At 70.2% G+C, this 24,269-nt stretch carries 19 protein-coding genes; 10 read left to right on the top strand and 9 right to left on the bottom strand.

Features of this window, described 5'->3' with window-relative positions; all coding sequences use genetic code 11:
• Positions 1 to 145: 145 nt before the first annotated feature.
• Positions 146 to 5,071 (top strand): DUF3320 domain-containing protein, encoded by a 4,926-nt coding sequence (locus CHR28_RS07420; RefSeq protein WP_094052674.1) that lies wholly within the window; start codon positions 146 to 148, stop codon positions 5,069 to 5,071.
• Between the two features lie 38 nt (positions 5,072 to 5,109).
• Here the strand turns inward: CHR28_RS07420 and pgl are convergent, their stop codons facing one another.
• From pgl to tkt, 5 genes are read right to left on the bottom strand one after another with little or no spacing between them, the layout of a single operon-like run.
• Positions 5,110 to 5,895 carry a 6-phosphogluconolactonase gene (gene pgl / locus CHR28_RS07425; protein WP_094052675.1) on the bottom strand — a complete coding sequence of 262 codons (786 nt, stop codon included), beginning with the start codon at positions 5,893 to 5,895 and terminating at the stop codon, positions 5,110 to 5,112.
• Entirely contained in the window at positions 5,892 to 6,974 is a 1,083-nt protein-coding gene (gene opcA / locus CHR28_RS07430) for a glucose-6-phosphate dehydrogenase assembly protein OpcA (protein ID WP_094052676.1), read from the bottom strand. Before opcA ends, pgl begins: the two co-directional genes overlap by 4 nt.
• Entirely contained in the window at positions 6,971 to 8,494 is a 1,524-nt protein-coding gene (gene zwf, locus CHR28_RS07435; RefSeq protein ID WP_094052677.1) for a glucose-6-phosphate dehydrogenase, read from the bottom strand. The genes opcA and zwf overlap by 4 nt, the downstream gene beginning before the upstream one ends.
• Positions 8,495 to 8,498: 4 nt before the next feature.
• A complete protein-coding gene (tal, locus tag CHR28_RS07440; protein WP_094052678.1) occupies positions 8,499 to 9,617 on the bottom strand; it encodes a transaldolase in 1,119 nt (372 codons plus the stop codon).
• A 34-nt stretch (positions 9,618 to 9,651) separates the two neighbouring features.
• Positions 9,652 to 11,739 carry a transketolase gene (gene tkt, locus CHR28_RS07445; RefSeq protein WP_094052679.1) on the bottom strand — a complete coding sequence of 696 codons (2,088 nt, stop codon included), beginning with the start codon at positions 11,737 to 11,739 and terminating at the stop codon, positions 9,652 to 9,654.
• 384 nt (positions 11,740 to 12,123) lie between these two features.
• Here tkt and CHR28_RS07455 point away from each other — a divergent pair, with 384 nt between their 5' ends.
• The 3 genes from CHR28_RS07455 (at position 12,124) to CHR28_RS07465 (ending at position 14,710) form a co-directional block, all read left to right on the top strand.
• Positions 12,124 to 13,041 carry a heme o synthase gene (locus tag CHR28_RS07455; RefSeq protein ID WP_179272346.1) on the top strand — a complete coding sequence of 306 codons (918 nt, stop codon included), beginning with the start codon at positions 12,124 to 12,126 and terminating at the stop codon, positions 13,039 to 13,041.
• Between the two features lie 67 nt (positions 13,042 to 13,108).
• Positions 13,109 to 13,441, top strand: coding sequence for a hypothetical protein (locus CHR28_RS07460; protein WP_094052681.1), 333 nt, complete (start codon positions 13,109 to 13,111; stop codon positions 13,439 to 13,441).
• A 153-nt stretch (positions 13,442 to 13,594) separates the two neighbouring features.
• The gene (locus CHR28_RS07465; protein ID WP_094052682.1) at positions 13,595 to 14,710 is read left to right on the top strand and encodes an amidohydrolase family protein; all 1,116 of its coding nucleotides are present in this window, start codon (positions 13,595 to 13,597) and stop codon (positions 14,708 to 14,710) included.
• 47 nt (positions 14,711 to 14,757) lie between these two features.
• Here CHR28_RS07465 and CHR28_RS07470 read toward each other — a convergent pair whose 3' ends face one another.
• The 4 genes from CHR28_RS07470 to CHR28_RS07485 are packed head-to-tail and all read right to left on the bottom strand — an operon-like array spanning position 14,758 to position 18,354.
• Complete coding sequence (locus CHR28_RS07470; protein ID WP_094052683.1) at positions 14,758 to 15,807, bottom strand: COX15/CtaA family protein; 1,050 nt, start codon at positions 15,805 to 15,807, stop codon at positions 14,758 to 14,760.
• 6 nt (positions 15,808 to 15,813) lie between these two features.
• Complete coding sequence (locus tag CHR28_RS07475; RefSeq protein WP_094052684.1) at positions 15,814 to 16,590, bottom strand: ABC transporter permease; 777 nt, start codon at positions 16,588 to 16,590, stop codon at positions 15,814 to 15,816.
• On the bottom strand, positions 16,587 to 17,510 hold the full coding sequence (locus CHR28_RS07480) for an ABC transporter ATP-binding protein (RefSeq protein ID WP_094052685.1): 924 nt from the start codon (positions 17,508 to 17,510) through the stop codon (positions 16,587 to 16,589). The genes CHR28_RS07475 and CHR28_RS07480 overlap by 4 nt, the downstream gene beginning before the upstream one ends.
• Positions 17,511 to 17,559: 49 nt before the next feature.
• Positions 17,560 to 18,354 (bottom strand): aminoglycoside N(3)-acetyltransferase, encoded by a 795-nt coding sequence (locus CHR28_RS07485; RefSeq protein WP_094052686.1) that lies wholly within the window; start codon positions 18,352 to 18,354, stop codon positions 17,560 to 17,562.
• A gap of 161 nt (positions 18,355 to 18,515) precedes the next feature.
• Here CHR28_RS07485 and CHR28_RS07490 point away from each other — a divergent pair, with 161 nt between their 5' ends.
• From CHR28_RS07490 to CHR28_RS07515, 6 genes are read left to right on the top strand one after another with little or no spacing between them, the layout of a single operon-like run.
• Positions 18,516 to 19,259, top strand: a complete 744-nt coding sequence (locus tag CHR28_RS07490; RefSeq protein ID WP_094052687.1) for a helix-turn-helix transcriptional regulator — start codon at positions 18,516 to 18,518, stop codon at positions 19,257 to 19,259.
• Entirely contained in the window at positions 19,256 to 20,677 is a 1,422-nt protein-coding gene (gene sufB, locus CHR28_RS07495) for a Fe-S cluster assembly protein SufB (RefSeq protein WP_094052688.1), read from the top strand. The genes CHR28_RS07490 and sufB overlap by 4 nt, the downstream gene beginning before the upstream one ends.
• A 54-nt stretch (positions 20,678 to 20,731) precedes the next feature.
• Positions 20,732 to 21,916, top strand: a complete 1,185-nt coding sequence (gene sufD / locus CHR28_RS07500; RefSeq protein ID WP_094052689.1) for a Fe-S cluster assembly protein SufD — start codon at positions 20,732 to 20,734, stop codon at positions 21,914 to 21,916.
• The gene (locus CHR28_RS07505; protein ID WP_020273986.1) at positions 21,913 to 22,230 is read left to right on the top strand and encodes a non-heme iron oxygenase ferredoxin subunit; all 318 of its coding nucleotides are present in this window, start codon (positions 21,913 to 21,915) and stop codon (positions 22,228 to 22,230) included. The genes sufD and CHR28_RS07505 overlap by 4 nt, the downstream gene beginning before the upstream one ends.
• Before the next feature lie 7 nt (positions 22,231 to 22,237).
• Complete coding sequence (sufC, locus tag CHR28_RS07510; protein WP_094052690.1) at positions 22,238 to 23,002, top strand: Fe-S cluster assembly ATPase SufC; 765 nt, start codon at positions 22,238 to 22,240, stop codon at positions 23,000 to 23,002.
• Positions 22,999 to 24,255, top strand: a complete 1,257-nt coding sequence (locus CHR28_RS07515; RefSeq protein ID WP_094052691.1) for a cysteine desulfurase — start codon at positions 22,999 to 23,001, stop codon at positions 24,253 to 24,255. Before sufC ends, CHR28_RS07515 begins: the two co-directional genes overlap by 4 nt.
• The last annotated feature ends 14 nt before the right edge of the window (positions 24,256 to 24,269 follow it).

Consider the following 24,269-nt stretch of genomic DNA (forward strand, 5'->3'; position numbering starts at 1 on the left):
CAGCATCAAGCCGCCACATGTTTCACAACCAATACATATCTTGTAGGCGATCTGTGTCGTGCGGGAAGATCGGAACTGATAGGTAGATACCTCCAGGGGGCTGTGACGCTGGTTGCCCCTGTGCGTTCGCAGGAGGTTCCGCCGCATGACCCATCAGTTCCGACCCGTGCCCACCGTCGAGGATCCGACTCTCGAGCGTCTGAGGGCGGTCCTCGACGACTGGCGCAACTCGTTGCTGGACATGGGCGGACGCAACCGTCTGCTGAACTTCCGTCCCACCAAGAGCTCGACCCTGGACATCACCTCGCCCGGCGTCGGCACTCTCGTGGCGGAACTCACCAAGGGTTGGGACTTCTCCTCGGTCTCCTCGGACACCGAGGACGGCCGCGCCGGGACCGTCGAACAGCGGTCCCGGCCCGGGCTGGTCACGCAGAAGGCCACCCAGGCCTCGCTGGACGCCACGCTGTACCAACTGCGCCAGAAGTCCGGCCAGATGTACAACGACTATGGTCTGTGGGTGCTGTGGCTCGGCATCGGCATGCTGGACTGGTGCGAGGCGGAGGCGCACGAGAGCAGCACAGCCCCGCTGGTCCTCGTTCCGGTGGAGCTGCGGCGTGACAGCAACCGCCACTACCGTCTCCACCTGGCTGAGGGCCAGGAACGCATCCACAACCCGGCACTGGCTGTGAAGCTCGAACGGCTCGGTGTCGACTGGGACCCGGTCACCGGTACAGATGTCAGCGACGTGCCGGCGGTGCTTGCCGCCGCACACTCCGTCGCCGGAAACCACCAGGGCTGGTCCGTGCGCGAACACGTCGTGCTCGGCCTGTTCGCCTCGCACCGGGAGGCGATGTACCAGGACCTGCAGCAGAACGAGGACCAGATCCTCGCCCATCCGCTCGTGCGGGCCGCTGCCCTCGGTCCGGACGCGGGGCTGCCCGACGACCTCATCGGCTTCGATCCACCCGACCTGGACCGCATCGACGAAGTACAACTCCCCGAGAAGACGCCTTTGGTGCTCGACGCCGATGCGTCCCAGCGCCAGTGCATCGCGGCGGTTCTGGACGACCGGTCGTTCGTGATGAGCGGCCCGCCCGGCACGGGCAAGAGCCAGACCATCACCAACATGATCGCGGCCCTCATGCACGCTGGCCGCAGCGTGTTGTTCGTGAGTGAGAAGGCAGCGGCGCTCGACGTGGTGCGCAACCGGCTGCGCGGGGTGGGTCTCGGTGACTTCGTCATGGCACTGCACAGCGGTGACACCAGCAAGAAGAGCGTGGCCACGGAGCTGGCTCGTGTTCTGACGACCGAAGCACGCGTCACGGGCGCCGCCGCCCACGAACTGGAGCGGGCACGCAGGCTGCGTGAGGAGCTGTCCGCCTACGCCGCTGCCATGAACCAGGTGCGCGAACCACTGCAACGCAGCCTGCACGATGTTCTCGGACGCCTCGTGCTGCTGGAGCAGGCGGGGACCCCCGACCTGTCGCTCAGCGCCGAGGACGCCAAGGCCGTGCGCGCCCTGAGTGCCGGTTCGCTGCTGGAGGCCACCGCAGCGGCACACGCTGTCAGCCGCGCCTGGCGCCCGGCAGCCGAGGGTGAGGACTTTCCCTGGCGCGGCCTGGTCGGCTCCGATGCTCACCAAGTGGTCGCGGAGGCCGCCGACGCCTTGGACGCCTTGGTGACTGCGGCTGGACGCCGCCCCTTTGCCGCCACGCAGGATGAGCCCCGTTCCGTACGGGAAGTCCACCACATGGTGCGGACGCTGGGGGAGGGCCTGCCAGCCGGCACGGACACCTCGACCGACGGCCTGCCGGACGATGTGTCCGCTCAGCTCGCCCAGCTCGCCGACCTGTTCGGCCTGCCCAAGCCGGACGGTGCCGAGTCCGCCTTCGCCCTCTGCGAGCTCGCCGACCTCACCGCATCAGACCACCGACCGCCACGCGGTTGGTTCGTCGCCGACGAACTGGGCCGTGCCCGCGACGCCGCAGAGGAACTCAGACGCGCTCTGGACGCCGAAACGGCGGCCCGCGAAGCGGCAGCGGACGTCTTTGGGGAGCAGGTCCTCACCGCAGCAGATCTCCCCGACGTCGTCGGCCGGTTCGCCGACCAGCACCGCGGAGTGCTGGCCCGCTTCTCCGGTCAGTACAAGGAGGACCGCAGCTTCGTGCTTGCGCTCACTCGTACCGGCACCTGGGACAAGTCACTGCCGACTCGGCTGCCTCAGGCCCTGGCGTGGCTCACCGCCGCGCGCGAGGCGGCACGGCTGGCCGACAGCCACACGACACTCCTCGGCAGATACACCCCGAGAGCCACGAGCGCCCTGGAGGAACTCGACCGCGCTCTTGCGACGGCCGAGCGCATCGCCGCGCTGAGCGGTGCGGCCGTGCGGAGAGATGCCCTCGCCGCGCTTCTCTCCGACGACGCCGACGGGGACGACCTGCCGCTGCTCCTCGCGCGGAACGTGCGAAGCTCGCTCGCCTCGTGGTGCGCGGTCGCCTGCAGCCGCGCAGAGCGCTGGAGCCGTTCGGTGACCGCCCTGCTCGGCTTGTTCGAGCCGGGACGGCGCATGCAGCTCTCGCCCGCGTTGCAGGGCCCCTTCGACCAGGCTCAGCGGGTGATCGGGGCACTTCGAACCGACCGTGAGGGACCCGACGAGTGGCATGCCCACACCGCAGGTCTCTCCGTCCTGTCCCGGCATGGCGCCGGCGGCCTGGTGGCCAGCGCGGCCGAACGAGGTGTCGATCCCGAGCGCCTGCCCGACATCGTCGAACAAGCGGTGCTGCGTGCTTGGGCCGACGACCTCCTCGCCACGGACAAGCGCCTGCGCAGCACCCGGTCCGACGACCTGAACGCGAGGGTGGTCGACTTCCAGGAGGCCGACCGACGCCTGATCGCCGCCGCCGGTGGTGCTGTCATCGAGGCGTGCAACGAGCGACGGCCCCGGCGCTTCGCCGGTGGCGCCGGAGCAGTGATCGTCCGGGAGGCGGAGAAGAAGACTCGGCACATGCCGGTACGGGAACTCCTCGGCAGGGCACGTGAGGTCGTTCAGTCGGTCAAGCCCTGCTTCATGATGAGTCCGCTGACCGTCAGCCAGTTCCTGCCCGCGGACTTCCATTTCGACGTCGTCATCTTCGACGAGGCCTCCCAGGTGCGGCCGGGCGACGCGATCAACTGCATCTACCGCGGAAAGACACTCGTCGTGGCCGGCGACGACAAGCAGCTGCCACCGACCTCGTTCTTCGACGCGTCGGTGGACGATGCCTCCGACGAGTGGGACGAGGAGACCCCGGACTCCTTTGAGTCCCTGCTGCACGCATGCAAGGCCGGGGCCCTGCGGGAGCTGCCCCTGCGCTGGCACTACCGCAGCCGTCACGAGAACCTCATCACGTTCAGCAACCACGAGTTCTACGAGAACTCCATGGTGACGTTCCCCGGAGCTCTCGACGAGGGCAACGACGTCGGCGTCGCCTTCCTGAAGGCCGACGGCATCTACGACCGGGGAGGTCGTCGGGATAACCGGGTGGAGGCGGATTTCGTCGCTCAGCGAGTCATACACCATTTCGACACCCGGCCCGGCAAGACGCTCGGTGTGGTGGCCCTTTCACAGGCGCAGGCATCGGCGATCGACCAAGCCGTGCAGCAGGCGCGGCTGAAGCGCCCGGACCTAGACCACTGCTTTACCGAGGACCGCCTCGATGGCTTCTTCGTCAAGAACCTGGAATCCGTGCAGGGCGACGAGCGCGATGTGATGATCATGTCTGTCGGCTACGGCCCCGACGAACACGGCAAGGTGGGCCTGAACTTTGGTCCCATCAACAAGGGCGGCGGCTGGCGTCGCCTCAATGTCGCGGTGACCCGAGCCCGGTACCGCATGGAGGTCGTCGCCTCCTTTCGCGGCACGGGCCTGGCCGACAGCGCCAACGAAAGCGTGCAGTACCTCAAGCGTTATCTCGAGTACGCGGAGAACGGTCCCGCGGTCCTGGCCCGGGACGTCGTACAGTCCGACGCCGAGCCGGACAGCCCGTTCGAGGAATCCGTCCTCGCGGTCCTGCGCGGCTGGGGCTACCGGGTCCAGCCGCAGGTCGGCGTCGCCGGTTACCGCATCGACCTCGGAGTGCGCCATCCCGAGTTGCCGGGCGCGTACGCCCTGGGTGTCGAATGCGACGGCGCCATGTACCACTCCAGCAAAGCAGCCCGGGACCGCGACCGGTTGCGCGAACAGGTTCTGAACGGACTCGGCTGGCGCTTGTACCGGATCTGGGGCACCGACTGGTACCGGGGACGCGCGGCTGCGGAACTGAGGTTGCGTGAAGCGGTCGAGCAGGCCGTCGCCCGAGGTCCGCTCGTCGCGGACCACTCGGCTTCGCAGTCCCGCGCTCCCGCCCACCAGGGGTCGGGGACATCGGAAGGTGCGGTCACGGACGAGGTGGAGGACGGCCTGCCGGCGGTGCCGTCACCGCGTACGGCCCTCCGAGAGGAAGTCGCGTACGAACGAGTGCCGGTCGACACCGGCGGGGAACGCGCTTGGAGCGCCGGGTACACGACGAGCCAGATCATCGTCAGCTCGCAGTACGAACTGCATACACCCGAGGCCCGCCCTGCCCTGCGAACCCTGCTGGCTCAGGTGATCGAAACAGAAGGCCCCATCCATGAGGACCTGCTGGTCCAGCGGGCCCGGGAGGCCTGGAGAGTGGGGCGGGCAGGCAACCGGATCCGGGACAACGTTCGGGAAGTGGCTCATGCCTTGGTCGCTTCCGGCCTGGTCGCCACGGACGGCGCGTTCTTTGACCTCGCACAGCACGACGCGCTGAAGGCGCGGCATCCGGGGGACGGCCAGACCGTGCGCAAGGTCGTGCACATCGCCCCGGCCGAGAGGTACGTCGCCTTGGCCGAACTCGCGGCCGAGTGTCCTGGGATGTCGAGGGACGAACTGATCAAACAGGCCTGTGAGTTCTTCGGATGGCGGCGCACGGGGAAGGACATTCGCGACTGCCTGGCCGCCGACATCGAAGAACTGCACCTTCAGCAACGGCTGGAAGGCGGGCCGGAGCGCATCACGGCGGCTCGCTGAGGTGGGCGGCGGGGCTCGGAGGCCACCGCCGCCCCTGCTCAGGCCGAAGCCGGCGGGTACAGCGATCGTGGCAGCTGGGAGGCCGCCGCCGCGTCCAGCAGCCACAGGGTGCGGCTGCGGCCGTACGCGCCGGCCGCCGGGGCCTGGATCTCGCCCGCGCCCGAGAGGGCGATCGCCGCCGCCTGGGCCTTGTCCTCCCCGGCCGCGAGCAGCCACACCTCACGGGCCGCGCGGATCGCCGGCAGCGTCAGCGTCACCCGCGTCGGCGGCGGCTTGGGCGCGCCGTGCACGCCGACCACCGTGCGGTCGGTCTCCCGGACCGCCGGGAGTTCCGGGAAGAGGGACGCGACGTGCGTGTCCGGGCCGACGCCCAGCATCAGCACGTCGAACGCGGGAACCGGCCCGTGGTTCTCCGGGCCGGCCGCGGCCGCCAGCTCCTCCGCGTACGCGGCGGCGGCCGCCTCCACGTCGTCGCCGTGCGGGCCGTCCGACGCGGGCATCGCGTGCACCCGCTTCGGGTCCAGCGGCACCGCGTCCAGCAGCGCCTCCCGCGCCTGCGTGACATTGCGGTCCGGGTCGCCCTCCGGCAGGAAGCGCTCGTCGCCCCACCACAGGTCCAGCCGGGACCAGTCGACCGCGTCCCGCGCCGGCGCCGCCGCCAGCGCGGCCAGCAGGCCGTTGCCGTTGCGGCCGCCGGTCAGGACCACGGACGCCGAGCCCCGGGAGGCCTGCGCGTCCACGATCCTGGTGATCAGCCGGGCCGCCGCGGCCTGCGCCATCAGCTCCTTGTCCCGGTGGACGACCAGCTGCGGTGCCGTACTCACTTCACCTCCGCCTTCCGGGCCGGTTCCGGAGCGGGCGGCTCCTGCCTCACCGGTGCCTGCGCCGTCGCCTGCGCAGCGGGAGCTTTCGCAGCCGCCTCGACGGGAGCGGGGAGGGCGAGTCGGGCCCGCCCGTCACTTTTGGGCACCGGCCCCGAGGCCTTCAGCCGGTCCACGCCGTACCGCAGGGCCGACGCGTAGGTGTCGTCCGGGTCCAGCCGCCGCAGCTCCTCCGCGATCAGCTCGGCCGTGTCCCGGCGCTTGAGCGCCACCGCGCGGTCGGGCTGGCCCTCGATGGAGAGGGTCGCCAGGGTCCCGTCGGCGCGGTCCAGGTGGATCGGTCCGCAGGTGGTGTCCATGCGGACCGCCGTCAGACCCGGGCCGCTGGACAGGGAGCGCTTCACGGGGACGTCCAGCCGGTCCGCGAGCCACATCGCCAGCAGCTCGCAGCTCGGGTTGAACTCCTCGCCCTCCACCTCGACGGCGCTGACCTCGCAGGCGACCTGGTCGAGGGCCGCCGCCAGCATGGAACGCCAGGGCGTGATGCGGGTCCAGGACAGGTCCGTGTCGCCGGGGGTGTAGGTCCCCGACCGGGTGGCCAGGTCCCGCACCGGCTGCTCGGAGGCGTACGTGTCGGTGACGCGGCGCTGGGCGAGGGCCCCCAGGGGGTCCTTGGCCGGGTCGAGCGGTGCGTTCACCGGCCACCAGACCACCACCGGGGCGTCCGGCAGCAGCAGCGGCAGCACCACCGACTGGGCGTGGTCGACGACCTCGCCGTACAGCCGCAGCACCACCGTCTCGCCGGTGCCCGCGTCCGCGCCGACCCGGACCTCCGCGTCCAGGCGGGACTGCGTACGGTCGCGGGGCGAGCGGGAGACGCGCTTGATGACCACCAGCGTGCGCGAGGGGTGCTCGCGCGAGGCGTCGCTCGCGGCCTTCAGCGCGTCGTAGGCGTTCTCCTCGTCCGTCACGATGACCAGCGTGAGCACCATGCCGACCGCCGGGGTGCCGATCGCCCGGCGGCCCTGCACCAGCGCCTTGTTGATCTTGCTGGCCGTGGTGTCGGTCAGGTCTATCTTCATGGCCGGCGCCAGCTCCGTCCGTGTCGCTCGAGCATTTCGTCCGCCTCGACGGGCCCCCAGGTACCGGCCGGGTACTGGGCGGGCTTGCCGTTGCTGTCCCAGTACTCCTCGATCGGGTCGAGGATCTTCCAGGACAGCTCGACCTCCTCGGTGCGCGGGAAGAGGTTCGAGTCGCCGAGCAGGACGTCCAGGATGAGCCGCTCGTACGCCTCCGGACTGGACTCCGTGAAGGACTCGCCGTACGCGAAGTCCATCGACACGTCCCGGATCTCCATCGACGTGCCCGGCACCTTCGAGCCGAAGCGGACCGTCACGCCCTCGTCCGGCTGGACGCGGATGACGATCGCGTTGGAGCCGAGCTCCTCGGTCGCCGTGGAGTCGAAGGGGGAGTGCGGGGCCCGCTGGAAGACGACGGCGATCTCCGTCACCCGGCGGCCCAGCCGCTTGCCGGTGCGCAGGTAGAAGGGGACGCCCGCCCAGCGGCGGTTGTCGATCTCCAGCTTGACGGCCGCGTAGGTGTCGGTCTTGGAGGAGGCGTCGATGCCGTCCTCCTCCAGGTAGCCGCGCACCTTCACGCCGCCCTGCCAGCCGGCCGCGTACTGGGCGCGCACGGTGTCGCGTCCCAGGTCCTGCGGCAGCCGCACGGCCCCGAGCACCTTGGTCTTCTCGGCGGCCAGCGCGTCGGCGTCGAAGGACGCCGGTTCCTCCATGGCCGTCAGGGCCAGCAGCTGGAGCAGGTGGTTCTGGATGACGTCACGGGCGGCGCCGATGCCGTCGTAGTAGCCGGCCCGGCCGCCGATGCCGATGTCCTCGGCCATGGTGATCTGCACGTGGTCCACGAAGGACCGGTTCCAGATCGGCTCGAACATCGTGTTGGCGAAGCGCAGCGCCAGGATGTTCTGGACGGTCTCCTTGCCCAGGTAGTGGTCGATGCGGAAGACCTGGTCCGGGGCGAAAACCTCGTGGACGACCTTGTTCAGCTCCTCGGCCGACTTCAGGTTGTGCCCGAACGGCTTCTCGATCACCGCGCGCCGCCAGGAACCGCCGGTCTGGTCCGCCAGCCCGTGCTTCTTCAGCTGCTGGATGACCACCGGGAAGGACTTCGGCGGCACCGAGAGGTAGAAGGCGAAGTTGCCGCCCGTGCCCTGCGCCTTGTCCAGCTCCTCGATCGTGGAGCGCAGCCGCTCGAACGCGTCGTCGTCGTCGAACGTGCCCTGCACGAAGCGCATGCCCTGGATGAGCTGCTGCCAGACCTCCTCGCGGAAGGGCGTGCGGGCGTGTTCCTTGACCGCGTCGTGCACCTCCTGCGCGAAGTCCTCGTGCGCCCACTCGCGGCGGGCGAAGCCCACCAGCGAGAAGCCCGGCGGCAGCAGACCCCGGTTGGCCAGGTCGTACACGGCCGGCATCAGCTTCTTGCGCGACAGGTCGCCCGTGACGCCGAAGATGACCAGGCCCGACGGCCCCGCGATACGCGGGAGCCGTCGGTCCGCCGGGTCACGCAGCGGATTGCTGCTCGACACCTGTTCAGCCCTCCGAGGGGGCGAGGCGCTTGAGCTCGGCCTCGGTGGACTTCAGCAGGTCGTTCCAGGAGTCCTCGAACTTCTCGACGCCCTCCTTCTCCAGCAGCTGCACGACCTCGTCGTACTTGATCCCGAGCCGCTCGATCGCGTCGAGGTCGGCGCGGGCCTGCTCGTACGTCCCCGCGACGGTGTTGCCGGTGATCTCGCCGTGGTCCTCGACGGCGAACAGAGTCGCCTCCGGCATGGTGTTCACCGTGTTCGGCGCGACCAGGTCGGTGACGTACATGGTGTCGCTGTACGCCTTGTCCTTCACTCCGGTCGACGCCCACAGCGGCCGCTGCTTGTTGGCGCCCGCCTTCTCCAGCGCGTTCCAGCGGTCCGAGGAGAAGACCTCCTCGTACGCCTGGTAGGCGAGCCGGGCGTTGGCGACGGCGGCCTTGCCGCGCAGCGCCTTGGCCTCGTCGGTGCCCAGCGCGTCGATCCGCTTGTCGATCTCGGTGTCCACGCGGGACACGAAGAACGACGCCACGGAGTGGATCCGCGACAGGTCCAGGCCGCGCTCCTTGGCCTTCTCCAGGCCCTCCAGGAACGCGTCCATGACCAGGCGGTAGCGCTCCAGCGAGAAGATCAGCGTGACGTTGACGCTGATGCCCAGGCCGATGGTCTCGGCGATGGCCGGGATGCCCGCCTCGGTCGCCGGGATCTTGATGAGCGTGTTGGGGCGGTCCACCAGCCAGGCGAGCTGCTTGGCCTCGGCGACCGTGGCCCGCGTGTTGTGCGCCAGGCGGGGGTCGACCTCGATCGAGACCCGGCCGTCCTTGCCGCCGGTGGCGTCGAAGACGGGGCGCAGCACGTCGGCGGCGTCCCGGACGTCCGCCGTGGTGATCATGCGGATGGCCTCTTCGACCGTGACCTCACGGGCGGCCAGGTCGGTCAGCTGCGTGTCGTAGCCGTCGCCCTGCGAGATCGCCTTCTGGAAGATCGACGGGTTGGTGGTGACGCCCACGACGTGCTGCTGGTCGATCAGCTCGGCGAGGTTGCCGGACGTGATCCGCTTGCGCGACAGGTCGTCCAGCCAGATCGCCACGCCTTCCTCGGAGAGGCGCTTGAGTGCGTCTGTCATGGAAATTCCATCTCCTACGTGTCGTATATGAGCGTCAGCGCTGGGCTGCGGCGATCGATTCCCGGGCGGCGGCGGCCACGTTCTCGGCAGTGAAACCGAACTCCCGGAAGAGCACCTTGCCGTCGGCCGAAGCACCGAAGTGCTCCAGGGAAACGATGCGGCCGGCGTCCCCGACGTACTTGTGCCAGGTGAGACCGATCCCGGCCTCCACCGCGACCCGCGCCTTGACGGACGGCGGCAGGACGCTGTCCCGGTACCCCTGGTCCTGCTGCTCGAACCACTCCACCGACGGCATCGACACCACGCGCGTGGGCACGCCGGCGCCCTGGAGCTGCTCGCGCGCCTCGACGGCGACGTGCACCTCCGAGCCGGTCGCGATCAGGATCACCTCGGGGTCGCCGCCCTCGGCCTCGAACAGGACGTAGCCGCCCTTGGCCGCGTCGTCGTTGGGCTCGTAGGTCGGCACGCCCTGCCGGGTCAGCGCCAGGCCGTGCGGCTGGCCCTTGCCGAACTCCTTCGTCCAGCGGCGCAGGATCTCGCGCCAGGCGATGGCCGTCTCGTTGGCGTCGGCCGGGCGCACCACGTTCAGGCCCGGGATCGCCCGGAGGCTGGCCAGGTGCTCGACCGGCTGGTGCGTCGGGCCGTCCTCGCCCAGGCCGATGGAGTCGTGCGTCCACACGTACGTCACCGGCAGGTGCATCAGCGCCGACAGCCGCACCGCGTTGCGCATGTAGTCGGAGAACACCAGGAAGGTGCCGCCGTAGATGCGGGTGTTGCCGTGCAGCGCGATGCCGTTCATCTCGGCGGCCATCGCGTGCTCGCGGATGCCGAAGTGGATCGTGCGGCCGTACGGGTCCGCCTCCGGCAGTGGGTTGTCCGCCGGGAGGAAGGAGCTGGTCTTGTCGATCGTGGTGTTGTTCGAACCGGCCAGGTCGGCCGAGCCGCCCCACAGCTCCGGGACGACCGCGCCGAGCGCCTGGAGGATCTTGCCGGAGGCGGCACGCGTGGCCACGCCCTTGCCGACCTCGAAGACCGGGATCTTCTCCTCCCAGCCCTTGGGCAGCTCACCCTTGGCGATCCGGTCGTACTCGGCGGCGCGCTCGGGGTTGTTGTCGCGCCACTGCTGGTACGCCTTCTCCCACACCGCGCGGGCCGCCTGGCCCCGCTCCAGGGCCTTGCGGGTGTGCGTGATGACCTCGTCGGAGACCTCGAAGGTCTGCTCCGGGTCGAAGCCCAGGACGCGCTTGGTGGCGGCGACCTCGTCGTCGCCGAGCGCCGAGCCGTGCGCGGCCTCGGTGTTCTGCGCGTTCGGGGCCGGCCAGGCGATGATCGAGCGCATCGCGATGAACGACGGCCGGTCCGTGACGGCCTTGGCCTGCTGGACGGCCTCGTAGATGGCGGCCGGGTCCAGGTCGCCGTTCTCCTGCGGCTCGACGCGCTGCACGTGCCAGCCGTAGGCCTCGTACCGCTTGACGGTGTCCTCGGAGACGGCCGTCTCGGTGTCGCCCTCGATCGAGATGTGGTTGTCGTCCCACAGCAGGATCAGGTTGCCGAGCTTCTGGTGGCCGGCCAGCGAGGACGCCTCGGCGGAGATGCCCTCCTGGAGGCAGCCGTCACCGGCGATGCAGTAGATGAAGTGGTCGAAGGGCGACTCGCCCTCCGGGGCCTCCGGGTCGAACAGGCCGCGCTCGTAGCGGGCGGCCATCGCCATGCCCACCGCGTTGGCGACACCCTGGCCGAGCGGGCCGGTCGTCGTCTCCACACCGGTCGTGTGCCCGTACTCCGGGTGGCCGGGGGTCTTCGAGCCCCAGGTGCGGAAGGACTTCAGATCGTCCAGCTCCAGGCCGAAGCCGGCCAGGTAGAGCTGGGTGTAGAGGGTCAGGGACGAGTGGCCGGCGGACAGCACGAAGCGGTCCCGCCCGACCCAGTCGGCGTCCGCCGGGTCGTGCCGCATCACCTTCTGGAAGAGGGTGTAGGCGGCGGGCGCCAGGCTCATGGCCGTGCCGGGATGGCCGTTACCGACCTTCTGTACGGCATCGGCGGCCAGGACACGCGCGGTGTCGACGGCCCGCTGGTCCAACTCGGTCCACTCGAGGTCTGTGGTGGTCGGCTTGATGCTCACCCTGGGTCAGGGCTCCTCTCCACATGTCGGATGCCGGTGTCTCGGGGCGCCCACCGGCCGCAGCCGAGCCTACCCCCGTGGGACGTGCGTTTTTCCGAGTCACTCCAGAGTGCAGGGACTCATTCCGATCCGCCTCCTGACTGGGCCGTTCCGCATTCGACAGGTGAATACGGAGCCGCTCATCCGGGTGCTCAATCGAGCTTCCGGCCGCCCGTCGGAAGCCGCCCGCCAACACGAGGCGACCCCCGCGGATGTCCGAGTCTGGGCAACGTCTAAAGTGGCGTGGTACGCGCGAGCCTTTACCGGGACTTCACACGGCCGAGGGCTTGCTGGGATGTCTCTGTAGGGGTGTGCGTGACGGCCGTTGAATCCCGTCCAGCGGGGATGCTCGGGACGGACCAGAGCCCGGCCCACCGGCCGTTCGGGGCCCGTGTGATGGCCTTCGTGGCTCTCACCAAGCCGCGGATCATCGAGCTGCTGCTGATCACCACGGTGCCGGTGATGTTCCTGGCGCAGCAGGGCGTGCCCGACCTGACGCTGGTGCTGCTGACCTGTGTCGGCGGGTACATGTCCGCGGGCGGCGCCAACGCCCTCAACATGTACATCGACCGCGACATCGACGCGCTGATGGACCGCACCTCGCAGCGGCCGCTGGTCACCGGCATGGTCAGCCCGCGCGAGTGCCTGGCCTTCGGCATCACCCTGGCGATCACGTCCACCCTGCTGTTCGGCCTGACCGTGAACTGGCTGAGCGCCTGGCTCTCCCTCGGCGCACTCCTGTTCTACGTGGTCGTCTACACGATGATCCTCAAGCGCCGCACCTCGCAGAACATCGTGTGGGGCGGCATCGCCGGCTGCCTGCCGGTGCTGATCGGCTGGTCCTCGGTCACGAACTCGATGTCCTGGGCGCCGGTCATCCTGTTCCTCGTCATGTTCTTCTGGACGCCGCCGCACTACTGGCCGCTGTCCATGAAGGTCAAGGAGGACTACGCGCGCGTGGGCGTGCCGATGCTCCCGGTGGTCGCCTCCAACAAGGTCGTCGCCAAGCAGATCGTGATCTACAGCTGGGTCATGGTCGCCGTCTCGCTCCTGCTGACCCCGCTCGGCTACACCGGCTGGTTCTACACCTCGGTCGCCCTGCTGGCCGGCGGGTTCTGGCTCTGGGAGGCGCACGGCCTGCAGAACCGCGCGAAGGCGGAGGTGACGGGCGCGAAGCTGAAGGAGATGCGCCTGTTCCACTGGTCGATCACCTACGTGTCCCTGCTCTTCGTGGCCGTCGCGGTCGACCCCTTCCTGCGCTGACGCGACCGACGTACGTCACACCGCCCTGCCCTCGCGAGTGGATCTACCCGTGAGTAGCATCCTGGTCATGGCAGACACGCAGCAGGTTGACCCGAAGGCCGAGCGCAAGGCCGCCCGGCTCGCCCAGCAGATCAGCTCCTTCTCCAAGGCCCACGGCGGCGCCGAGGGCCAGGTCGCCTACCTCGGCCGGCGCGGCGCCCGCATCGTCCTGGTCGGCGAGGACGGCAACTGGGGCGACCTGGTCGCCCCCTCCTTCGAGATCGCCGAGCAGGCGGTGGAGAAGTCGGGCATCACCCGCCACGAGTCCTTCGACGGCGAGTTCGCCGCGAAGGTCAAGACGGGCCGCTACGAGTGGAGCCGTATGGCCGGTATCCAGGTGGGCGGCCCCAAGAACGACTGACCGGCTTTCGGGGGCGCGGGGAACTGCGCGAGCAACCCCATCCGGTCCGCAGCCGCCGTACGGCACCGGCCGCCCACCCCGGGACCGCGACCTCACACCCGGTTCACCCGTTAGGACCCGTATGAGCAACAGGGTCCACACCGGGAGGCCCGGATGATCGAAACGCCGTCACTTGTGGACCAGTACTGCCACGGCGTACTCCGCACGGAGCTGGGCCTCGGCACCTTCGAGGCCCACCTCCTGCGCACCGAGGGCCCGCCCGCCCCCGGCACCACCCTCTTCGACACCCAGACCGGCTTCGCCGTCAGACGCTGGTGCCCGCCCCTGCTCGGCCTGGAACCCCACTGCGCACCGGCCCGCTACCTGGCCCGCCGCCGTGAACTGGGCGTGCTGGAATCCGGCCGCAGACTGCTGCGCGGCAGCGGCATCACCACCTACCTGGTCGACTCCGGCCTCCCCGGCGATCTCACGGAACCCGGTGAGCTGGCTTCCGCCGGAGCCGCCGAGGCCCATGAGATCGTCCGGCTGGAGCTCCTGGCCGAGCAGGTCGCCGACACCTCCGGGACCGTCGAGTCCTTCCTCGCCAACCTCGCCGAGTCGGTGCACGCGGCCGCCGCGCACGCCGTCGCCTTCACCTCCGTCGCCGGCGTACGGCACGGCCTCGCGCTGGCGCCGGAGCCGCCCGGGCCGGGGGAGGTGCGGGGGGCCGCCGGCCGCTGGCTCGCCGGGCGCGGCGTCGGCGGGGAGCTGAGCGATCCCGTGCTGCTGCGGCACCTGCTGTGGAGCGCGGTCGCCTCGGGGCTGCCGCTCCAGTTGCACGCCGGGCTCGGCGCTCCCGGCCTGCGCATCGACCGTACGGACCCGGTGCTGCTGACCGACTTCGTCCGGGCCACCGCGGGGCTCGGCACGGACCTCGTGCTGCTGCACGCCTACCCGTACCACCGGCAGGCCGCCCATCTCGCCGGTGTCTTCCCGCATGTGCACGTGGACTCCGGGGCGGCCCTGGTGCGCACCGGCGCCCGGGCGGCGACCGTTCTGGCGGAGATCCTGGAGCTGGCCCCCTTCGGCAAGATCCTCTTCTCCACCGGCGCCCGGGGGCTGCCCGAGCTGCACGTGGTGGGCGCCCGCTTGTTCCGCGAGGCCCTCGGCCGGGTCCTGGGCACCTGGGTCGCCGAGGGCGCCTGGTCCCTGAGCGACGCGCAACGCGTGGCGGGCATGCTGGCCTCGGCGAACGCGCGCCGGGTTTACGGGCTGGGGCAGGGCGGGTGAGCGCCCGCGGGTGTACGGCGCTCGGTCAGCCCGGGTGAGCGTCCGGTCTAGGCCTTGGTGAGGCTCGCCTCGGCGGCGGGGCCGGGCACCTCGGCCAGGACCCCCGGGCGTTCGCGCAGCGACAGCACCACCCGCAGCACCCAGATCCACATCACGGCCGAGCCGAACATGTGCAGGCCGACCAGGATCTCGGGCAGGTCGGTGAAGTACTGGACGTAGCCGATGGCGCCCTGGGCGAGCAGGATCAGGAACAGCTCGCGGGTGCGGCGCAGCGGGCCCCCGGGCGCGTCGACGGCCTTGAGGACGAACCACAGGGCGAACGTCAGCGTCACCACGATCCAGGCCAGCACGGCGTGCAGCTTGCTCACCGTCTCCCAGTCGACCGGCATCCGCTCGACCTCGCTGGAGTCACCGGCGTGCGGGCCCGCCCCGGTGACGACCGTGCCCACCAGGATGAGCAGCACGGACGCGGCGACCAGGAACCACACCAGCTGCTGCACGGCCTTGCCGACCAGCGGCCGCGGCTCCCCGTCGCCCTCGCCGACGCGCTGCCACATCACCGTGGCCACCGCGATCAGCGCCGACGTCGCCACGAAGTGCGCCGCGACCGTGTACGGGTTCAGACCGACCAGCACCACGATGCCACCCAGCACCGCGTTGCTCATCACGATCCAGAACTGCGCCCAGCCCAGCCGGACCAGGCCGCGCCGGTACGGCTTCTGCGAGCGCGCGGCGATGATGGCCCAGCCGACGGCGGCGCACAGCACGTACGTGAGCATGCGGTTGCCGAACTCGATGGCGCCGTGCACGCCCATCGCGGCGGTCGACGTGAGCGAGTCGTCGGTGCACTTGGGCCACGTCGGGCAGCCCAGACCCGAGCCGGTCAGGCGGACCGCACCGCCGGTGACGACGATGAGCACCGACATCACGAGCGCGGACAGGGTCGCGCGCCGGACGGTCCGGGGTTCCGGGGTCCAGCGTGCGGCGATGAAGGCGAGCGGGTTCCGCAGGGCCGCCAGGGCGTCGGCACGGGTCACTTTTGGCACGCGTCCCATCGTAGGCGGCCGCTTGTGCACGCTTTCACGAGGGTCCGGCATGGCCTCTCACTCCCAGCGGAAGAACGTCCCGGCGGCGGTGAGGGCGGCGACCGCCCAGACCGCGAGGATCCCCACATCGCCCCAGGGCATCCCGGCGCCGTGCTGCAGGACGTCCCGCAGGCCGTCCGAGAGCGCCGCGATGGGCAGCAGGCCCAGTACGTCCTGCGCGCCCTGCGGGAACTTGTCGAGCGGGACGACGACCCCGCCGCCGACGAGCAGCAGCAGGAACACCAGGTTCGCCGCGGCCAGGGTCGCCTCGGCCTTCAGCGTCCCGGCCATCAGCAGCCCGAGGCCCGAGAAGGCCGCCGTGCCGAGGACCAGGAGCAGCAGCACCGCGAACGGGTTGCCGTGCGGCGACCAGCCCAGCGAGAAGGCGATCACCGTCAGCAGGATCACCTGGAGAATCTCGGTGACCAGCACGGACAGCGTCTTCGCCGTCATCAGCCCCCAGCGGGGCAGGGGCGAGGCGGCGAGCCGCTTCAGGACGCCGTAGCGCCGCTCGAAGCCGGTCGCGATCGCCTGGCCGGTGAACGCCGTCGACATCACCGCGAGCGCCAGGATGCCCGGGGCGAGGAAGTCGACCGCCTCCCCGGAGCCCGTGTCCACGATGTCCACGGTGCTGAACAGGACGAGCAGCAGCGTCGGGATGACGACGGTGAGCAGCAGCTGCTCGCCGTTGCGCAGCAGCATCTTCGTCTCGAGCAGGGCCTGGGCCGCGATCATGCGGGGGAGCGGGGCCGCGCCGGGCCTCGGCGTGTACGTCCCGGTGCCGGTGGCGGTCATGAGCGCAGCTCCTTGCCGGTGAGCTCCAAGAAGACGTCCTCCAGGGTGTGCCGCTCCACCGAGATCTTCTCCGGCAGCACGCCGTGCTGGGCGCACCAGGAGGTGACCGTCGCGAGCAGTTGGGGGTCGACCTTGCCGGTGACCCGGTAGGAGCCCGGCGTCAGCTCGGCGGCCGAGCAGTCGGCGGGCAGGGCCTTCAGCAGCGAGCCCACGTCGAGGCCGGGCCGGCCGCTGAAGCGGAGGGTGTTCTCGGCGCCGCCCCGGCACAGCTCCTCCGGGGTGCCCTGGGCGATGACCCGGCCGGCGTCGATGATCGCCACGTCGTCGGCGAGCTGCTCGGCCTCGTCCATGTAGTGCGTGGTGAGGATCACGGAGACGCCGTCGGCGCGCAGGTCCCTCACCAGGTCCCAGGTGGCGCGGCGGGCCTGCGGGTCGAGGCCGGCGGTCGGCTCGTCCAGGAACACCAGCTCGGGGCGGCCGACCACGGCCATGGCCAGGGCGAGCCGCTGCTGCTGCCCGCCCGACAGCCGCCGGTAGGACGTACGGCCGCAGGAGCCGAGCCCGAGGCGTTCGATGAGGGCGTCCACGTCCAGGGGGTGGGCGTGCAGTCTCGCCACGTGGCGGAGCATCTCGTCGGCGCGCGAGCCCGAGTAGACGCCACCGGACTGGAGCATCACGCCGACGCGGGGCCGCAGGTCCGAGGACTGCCGGACCGGGTCGAGGCCCAGGACGCGCACCGTGCCGGAGTCCGGCTTCCGGTACCCCTCGCAGGTCTCGACCGTGGTCGTCTTGCCCGCCCCGTTGGGTCCGAGCACCGCGGTCACGCCCCGGTGGGCCACCAGGTCCAGCCCGTCCACCGCGGTCTTGTCGCCGTACCGCTTCACCAGGGCCTGGACCTGGACCACGGGGTCGCTTCGCATGACTCCAGAGTCTAGGTAGGCGCGCGGGGGTCCGAAGCGGGGGGTGCGGCTACTCCTCCTCGCGCGGCCGGTGCGTCGCGAGCCACCGCTCGGCGTAGTCCACCGCGTCCTTCACCGGGAACAGCCGCGCCTCGGCCGCCCCGACCTTCCCGCGCAGGACGGGGCGGTCCCGCTCGAAGTCGTAGCCCAGCTCGTCGAAACGGTCCGAGCTGATCGACACCTCGGTCACGGTCTCCCAGCCGTGCGGGCCAGGGCGGCCGACGGCGACGCGCGGGGAGGGGATCCGGTACTCGGCGAGGTGGAAGCTGGTGCAGGAGGCGTATCCGGCGCCGAGCAGCAGGACCCGGGCGCCCGTCGCCTCCAGCTTCGCGAGCGGACTGCGCTCGCCGAGCCGGCAGTCGGGCGCGTGCCCCTCGACGATCTCCGCCGCGCGCGGGCCGACCGCCGCGAAGGAGGTCTGCGGATGCGCGCTGCGCAGGGCGCCGGGCCAGGTGCGCACGGTCTCCGGGACGACGCCGACGCCGCGGCTGGGCGTGACGAGCGGGTCGTAGGCGGGCATCGTGGCGCGGATGTCGGCCCACCACTCCGGGTTCACGGGCGGTTTGCTCCACAGCGCGGGGTCGGAGATGTCGCCGGTCTGGGTCGGAACCACGAGCGTGCCGTCCGGGCCGAGTGCGTCGAGCAGTCCCAGCACCACCGCGACGGCACCGCCGTTGACCCAGCCGAGAGCGCTGAGCGAGGAGTGCACCAGGAGGGTCTCGCCGGGCCGCACACCCAGCTCGCGCACCTGGTCGCGCAGGGTGTCCCGGGTGACAAGTGGGCCGGTGGGAGGGGGTGTGACCATGGTGGGGGAGTCTCCCCGAAGTGGCTGCACCATGCCACCGCTTTGATCGATCAGAGATCATTTCCGCAGGTCAGATTAGGTATACCTAAGTGACGCAGGGCACCGTCGGGCGGGTCGGACGCGGCTTGCCCGGTCCTGAGGAATTACGCAACAATGGCGTTGTGAAAAACGTCGGCGAGGCTCGGGAGACCCCCACGGGGACCCCCCAGGAGGAGCTCGCGACCGGGGAGCGGTCCACCCGCAACCGGGTCGCGCGGTCCATCCTGGACCACGGCCCCTCGACCGTCGCGGAACTCGCCGAGCGGCTGGGCCTCACCCAGGCGGCCGTACGCCGGCATCTCGACGCCCTCGCGGGCGACGGTGTCGTGGAGCCCCGCGAACAGCGGATCTACGGCGCGCGCACCCGCGGCCGGCCCGCCAAGGTGTTCGCCCTGACCGACTGCGGCCGGGACGCCTTCGACCAGTCGTACGACAAGCTCGCGACGGACGCGCTGCGCTGGATCGCCGAGCGCGAGGGCGGCAGCGAGGCCATCGCCGCCTTCGCCCGGGCACGGATCGCCGCGCAGGCGGGCGCCTACCGCCGGGCGGTGGAGGCGGCCCCGCCGGAGAAGCGGACCGAAGCGCTGGCCAAGGCCCTGAGCGCGGACGGGTACGCTGCTACCGCGCGCAGCGCCCCCCACCCGCAACAGGGTGAACAGCTCTGCCAGCACCACTGCCCGGTCGCCCACGTCGCCGAGCAGTTCCCGCAGCTGTGCGAGGCGGAGACGGAATTTTTCGCGGAGCTGCTCGGTACGCACGTACAGCGGCTCGCCACCATCGCGCACGGCGACGGCGTCTGCACGACGTTCATCCCCAAGATTTCCCACAACGCATCTGCAAGCACGGCCGGGAGGAACCCCGCATGACTCTCCCCACGGAGACTGCCCACCCTGAGCTCGAGGGTCTGGGCAAGTACGAATACGGCTGGGCCGACCGGGACGAGGCCGGTGCGTCGGCACGTCGCGGCCTGGGCGAGGACGTCGTCCGGGACATCTCCTCCAAGAAGAGCGAGCCGGAGTGGATGACCAAGCTCCGCCTCAAGGGCCTGCGCCTGTTCGAGAAGAAGCCCATGCCGAACTGGGGCTCGGACCTCTCCGGCATCGACTTCGACAACATCAAGTACTTCGTGCGCTCCACGGAGAAGCAGGCGGAGTCCTGGGAGGACCTGCCCGAGGACATCAAGAACACGTACGACAAGCTCGGCATCCCCGAGGCGGAGAAGCAGCGCCTCGTCGCCGGTGTCGCCGCGCAGTACGAGTCGGAGGTCGTCTACCACCAGATCCGCGAGGACCTGGAGGAGCAGGGCGTCATCTTCCTCGACACCGACACCGCGCTGAAGGAGCACCCGGAGCTCTTCAAGGAGTACTTCGGCACGGTCATCCCCGCCGGTGACAACAAGTTCGCCGCGCTGAACACCGCCGTGTGGTCGGGCGGTTCCTTCATCTACGTGCCGCCGGGCGTCCACGTGGAGATCCCGCTCCAGGCCTACTTCCGCATCAACACGGAGAACATGGGCCAGTTCGAGCGGACCCTGATCATCGTCGACGAGGGTGCCTACGTGCACTACGTCGAGGGCTGCACCGCCCCGATCTACAAGTCGGACTCGCTGCACTCCGCGGTCGTCGAGATCATCGTCAAGAAGAACGCCCGCTGCCGCTACACGACCATCCAGAACTGGTCGAACAACGTCTACAACCTGGTCACCAAGCGCGCCGTGGCGTACGAGGGCGCGACCATGGAGTGGGTCGACGGCAACATCGGCTCCAAGGTGACGATGAAGTACCCGGCCGTCTACCTGATGGGCGAGCACGCCAAGGGCGAGACGCTGTCCATCGCCTTCGCGGGCGAGGGCCAGCACCAGGACGCGGGCGCCAAGATGGTCCACATGGCCCCCAACACCTCGTCGAACATCGTCTCCAAGTCGGTGGCGCGAGGCGGCGGCCGCACCTCCTACCGCGGTCTGATCGAGATCGGCGAGGGCGCCCCGGGCTCCAAGTCCAACGTGCTCTGCGACGCGCTGCTGGTGGACACCATCTCCCGCTCGGACACCTACCCCTACGTGGACGTCCGCGAGGACGACGTGTCCATGGGCCACGAGGCGACCGTCTCCAAGGTCTCCGAGGACCAGCTCTTCTACCTGATGAGCCGCGGCCTGAGCGAGGACGAGGCCATGGCGATGATCGTGCGCGGCTTCGTCGAGCCCATCGCCAAGGAGCTCCCCATGGAGTACGCGCTGGAGCTCAACCGGCTGATCGAGCTGCAGATGGAAGGCGCGGTCGGCTGACCCGCCCCCCTCGACAGCAGACGTCCATCCAGGAAAGAGAGCACTACGACAGCCATGGCTGAGGCCCAGAACATCCCCGTGGGGTCGACGACCGCGGGCTCGATCGCGGTCGCCGCGGAGTCGACCGTCGCCACCCGCATGAGCGCGCCCCCCTCCTTCGACGTCGCGGACTTCCCCGTCCCGCACGGCCGTGAGGAGGAGTGGCGGTTCACCCCGCTGGAGCGCCTGCGCGGCCTGCACGACGGCACCGCCGTCGCCACCGGCAACGGCGTGAAGGTCGACGTCCAGGCCCCCGAGGGCGTCACCGTCGAGGCCGTCGGCCGCGACGACGCGCGGCTCGGCAAGGCCGGCACCCCGGTGGACCGGATCGCCGCCCAGGCCTACTCGGCCTTCGAGAAGGCCTCGGTCGTGACCGTTCCCAAGGAGACCGTCCTCACCGAGCCCATCCGCATCGCGGTGCACGGCGAGGGCGGCACCGCCTTCGGCCACCAGGTGATCGAGCTGGGCGCCTTCGCCGAGGCCGTCGTGGTCATCGACCACACCGGTGACGCGGTGCTCGCCGCCAACGTCGACTACCTGCTGGGCGACGGCGCCAAGCTCACCGTCGTCTCCGTGCAGGACTGGGACGAGAAGGCCGTCCACGTCGCGCAGCACAACGCGCTCGTCGGCCGCGACGCCTCCTTCAAGTCCGTCGTCGTCACGTTCGGCGGTGACGTGGTCCGGCTGCACCCGCGCGTGCAGTACGCCGGCCCCGGCGGCGAGGCCGAGCTGTTCGGCCTCTACTTCACCGACCGGGGCCAGCACCAGGAGCACCGCCTCCTGGTCGACCACAACGTCCCGCACTGCAAGTCGAACGTCGTCTACAAGGGCGCGCTCCAGGGCGACGCGGCCCACGCCGTGTGGATCGGTGACGTGCTCATCGAGGCCAAGGCCGAGGGCACGGACACGTACGAGATGAACCGGAACCTCGTCCTCACCGACGGCGCCCGGGTCGACTCCGTGCCCAACCTGGAGATCGAGACCGGTGAGATCGTCGGCGCCGGCCACGCCTCGGCGACCGGCCGCTTCGACGACGAGCAGCTTTTCTACCTCATGGCCCGCGGCATCCCGGAGCACGAGGCCCGCCGTCTGGTGGTCCGCGGCTTCTTCGCCGAACTGGTCCAGCAGATCGGCCTCCCCGACATCGAGGAGCGCCTGATCGCCAAGATCGAGGAGGAGCTGGAGGCGGCCGTCGCATGACCTTCGTACGCGCCTGTGGACTGGGCGAGCTGGAGGAGGACACCCCGAAGCGGGTGGAACTCGACGGCACGCCCGTGTCCATCGTGCAGACCGAGGGCGAGGTGTTCGCGATCCACGACATCTGCTCGCACGCGAACGTCTCCCTGTCGGAGGGCGAGGTCGACGACTGCCACATCGAGTGCTGGCTGCACGGCTCGCGCTTCGACCTCCGCTCCGGCAAGCCCGACGCCCTTCCGGCGACGCGTCCCGTCCCCGTATACCCCGTAAAGATCGAAGGGGACGACGTGCTCGTCTCCCTCACCCAGGAGTCCTGAGGCACCCATGGCAACGCTTGAAATCCGAGACCTGCACGTCACCGTCGAGGCCGACAACGCCACGAAGGAGATCCTCAAGGGCGTCGACCTCACCGTGAAGCAGGGCGAGACGCACGCCATCATGGGCCCCAACGGCTCGGGCAAGTCGACCCTCGCCTACTCGCTCGCGGGGCACCCGAAGTACACGATCACCGGCGGCACCGTCACCCTCGACGGCGAGGACGTCCTGGAGATGTCCGTCGACGAGCGCGCCCGCGCCGGCCTGTTCCTCGCCATGCAGTACCCGGTCGAGGTCCCCGGCGTCTCCGTCTCCAACTTCCTGCGCACCTCCGCCACCGCGATCCGCGGCGAGGCCCCCAAGCTGCGCACCTGGGTGAAGGAGGTCAAGGAGGCCATGGAGCGCCTCAACATGGACCCCGCCTTCGCCGAGCGCAACGTCAACGAGGGCTTCTCCGGCGGTGAGAAGAAGCGCCACGAGATCCTCCAGCTCGAGCTGCTCAAGCCGAAGGTCGCGATCCTCGACGAGACCGACTCCGGACTCGACGTCGACGCGCTGCGGGTCGTCTCCGAGGGCGTCAACCGCGTCCGCGAGACCGGCGAGGTCGGCACCCTGCTGATCACGCACTACACGCGCATCCTGCGCTACATCAAGCCCGACCACGTCCACGTGTTCTCGGCCGGCCGCATCGTCGAGTCCGGCGGCGCCGAGCTCGCCGACAAGCTGGAGAACGAGGGTTACGAGGCATACACGAAGGGTGGCGCATCCGCGTGACACAGCTGCCGGGCCTCCTCGACACCGAGGCGATCCGCAAGGACTTCCCCATCCTGGACCGGCAGGTCCACGAAGGCCGGAAGCTCGTGTACCTGGACAACGCGGCGACCAGCCAGAAGCCGCGCCAGGTGCTGGACGCACTCAGTGAGTACTACGAGCGCTACAACGCCAACGTCCACCGCGGTGTGCATGTGCTCGCCGAGGAGGCCACGGCGCTGTACGAGGGCGCGCGCGACAAGGTCGCGGAGTTCGTCAACGCGCCTTCGCGCGACGAGGTGATCTTCACCAAGAACGCCTCCGAGTCGCTCAACCTCGTGGCGAACATGCTGGGCTGGGCCGACGAGCCCTACCGCGTGGACTCCGAGACCGAGATCGTCATCACCGAGATGGAGCACCACTCCAACATCGTGCCGTGGCAGCTGCTCGCGCAGCGCACGGGCGCGAAGCTGAAGTGGTTCGGCCTCACCGACGACGGCCGCCTGGACCTGTCGAACATCGACGAGATCATCACCGAGAAGACGAAGATCGTCTCCTTCGTGCTGGTCTCCAACATCCTCGGCACCCAGAACCCGGTCGAGGCGATCGTGCGCCGTGCCCAGGAGGTCGGCGCCCTGGTCTGCGTCGACGCCTCCCAGGCCGCCCCGCACATGCCGCTGGACGTACAGGCCCTGCAGGCCGACTTCGTGGCCTTCACCGGCCACAAGATGTGCGGCCCGACCGGCATCGGCGTCCTGTGGGGCCGCCAGGAGCTGCTGGAGGACCTGCCCCCGTTCCTCGGCGGCGGCGAGATGATCGAGACCGTGTCGATGCACTCGTCGACGTACGCTCCCGCCCCGCACAAGTTCGAGGCGGGCACGCCCCCGATCGCCCAGGCGGTCGGTCTCGGCGCGGCGATCGACTACCTCAACTCGATCGGCATGGACAAGATCCTCGCCCACGAGCACGCGCTGACCGAGTACGCGGTCAAGCGGCTGCTGGAGGTCCCCGACCTGCGCATCATCGGCCCGACCACGGCCGAGGAACGCGGCGCCGCGATCTCCTTCACCCTCGGCGACATCCATCCCCACGACGTGGGCCAGGTTCTCGACGAGCAGGGCATCGCGGTCCGGGTCGGCCACCACTGCGCCCGGCCGGTCTGCCTGCGGTACGGAATTCCTGCGACCACGCGAGCGTCGTTCTATCTGTACTCCACGCCGGCCGAGATCGACGCGCTGGTCGACGGCCTGGAGCACGTTCGGAACTTCTTCGGCTGAAGGGCGTGAGCTGA

Source organism: Streptomyces sp. XY006 (assembly GCF_002237655.1).
GTDB classification, from domain to species: domain Bacteria; phylum Actinomycetota; class Actinomycetes; order Streptomycetales; family Streptomycetaceae; genus Streptomyces; species Streptomyces levis.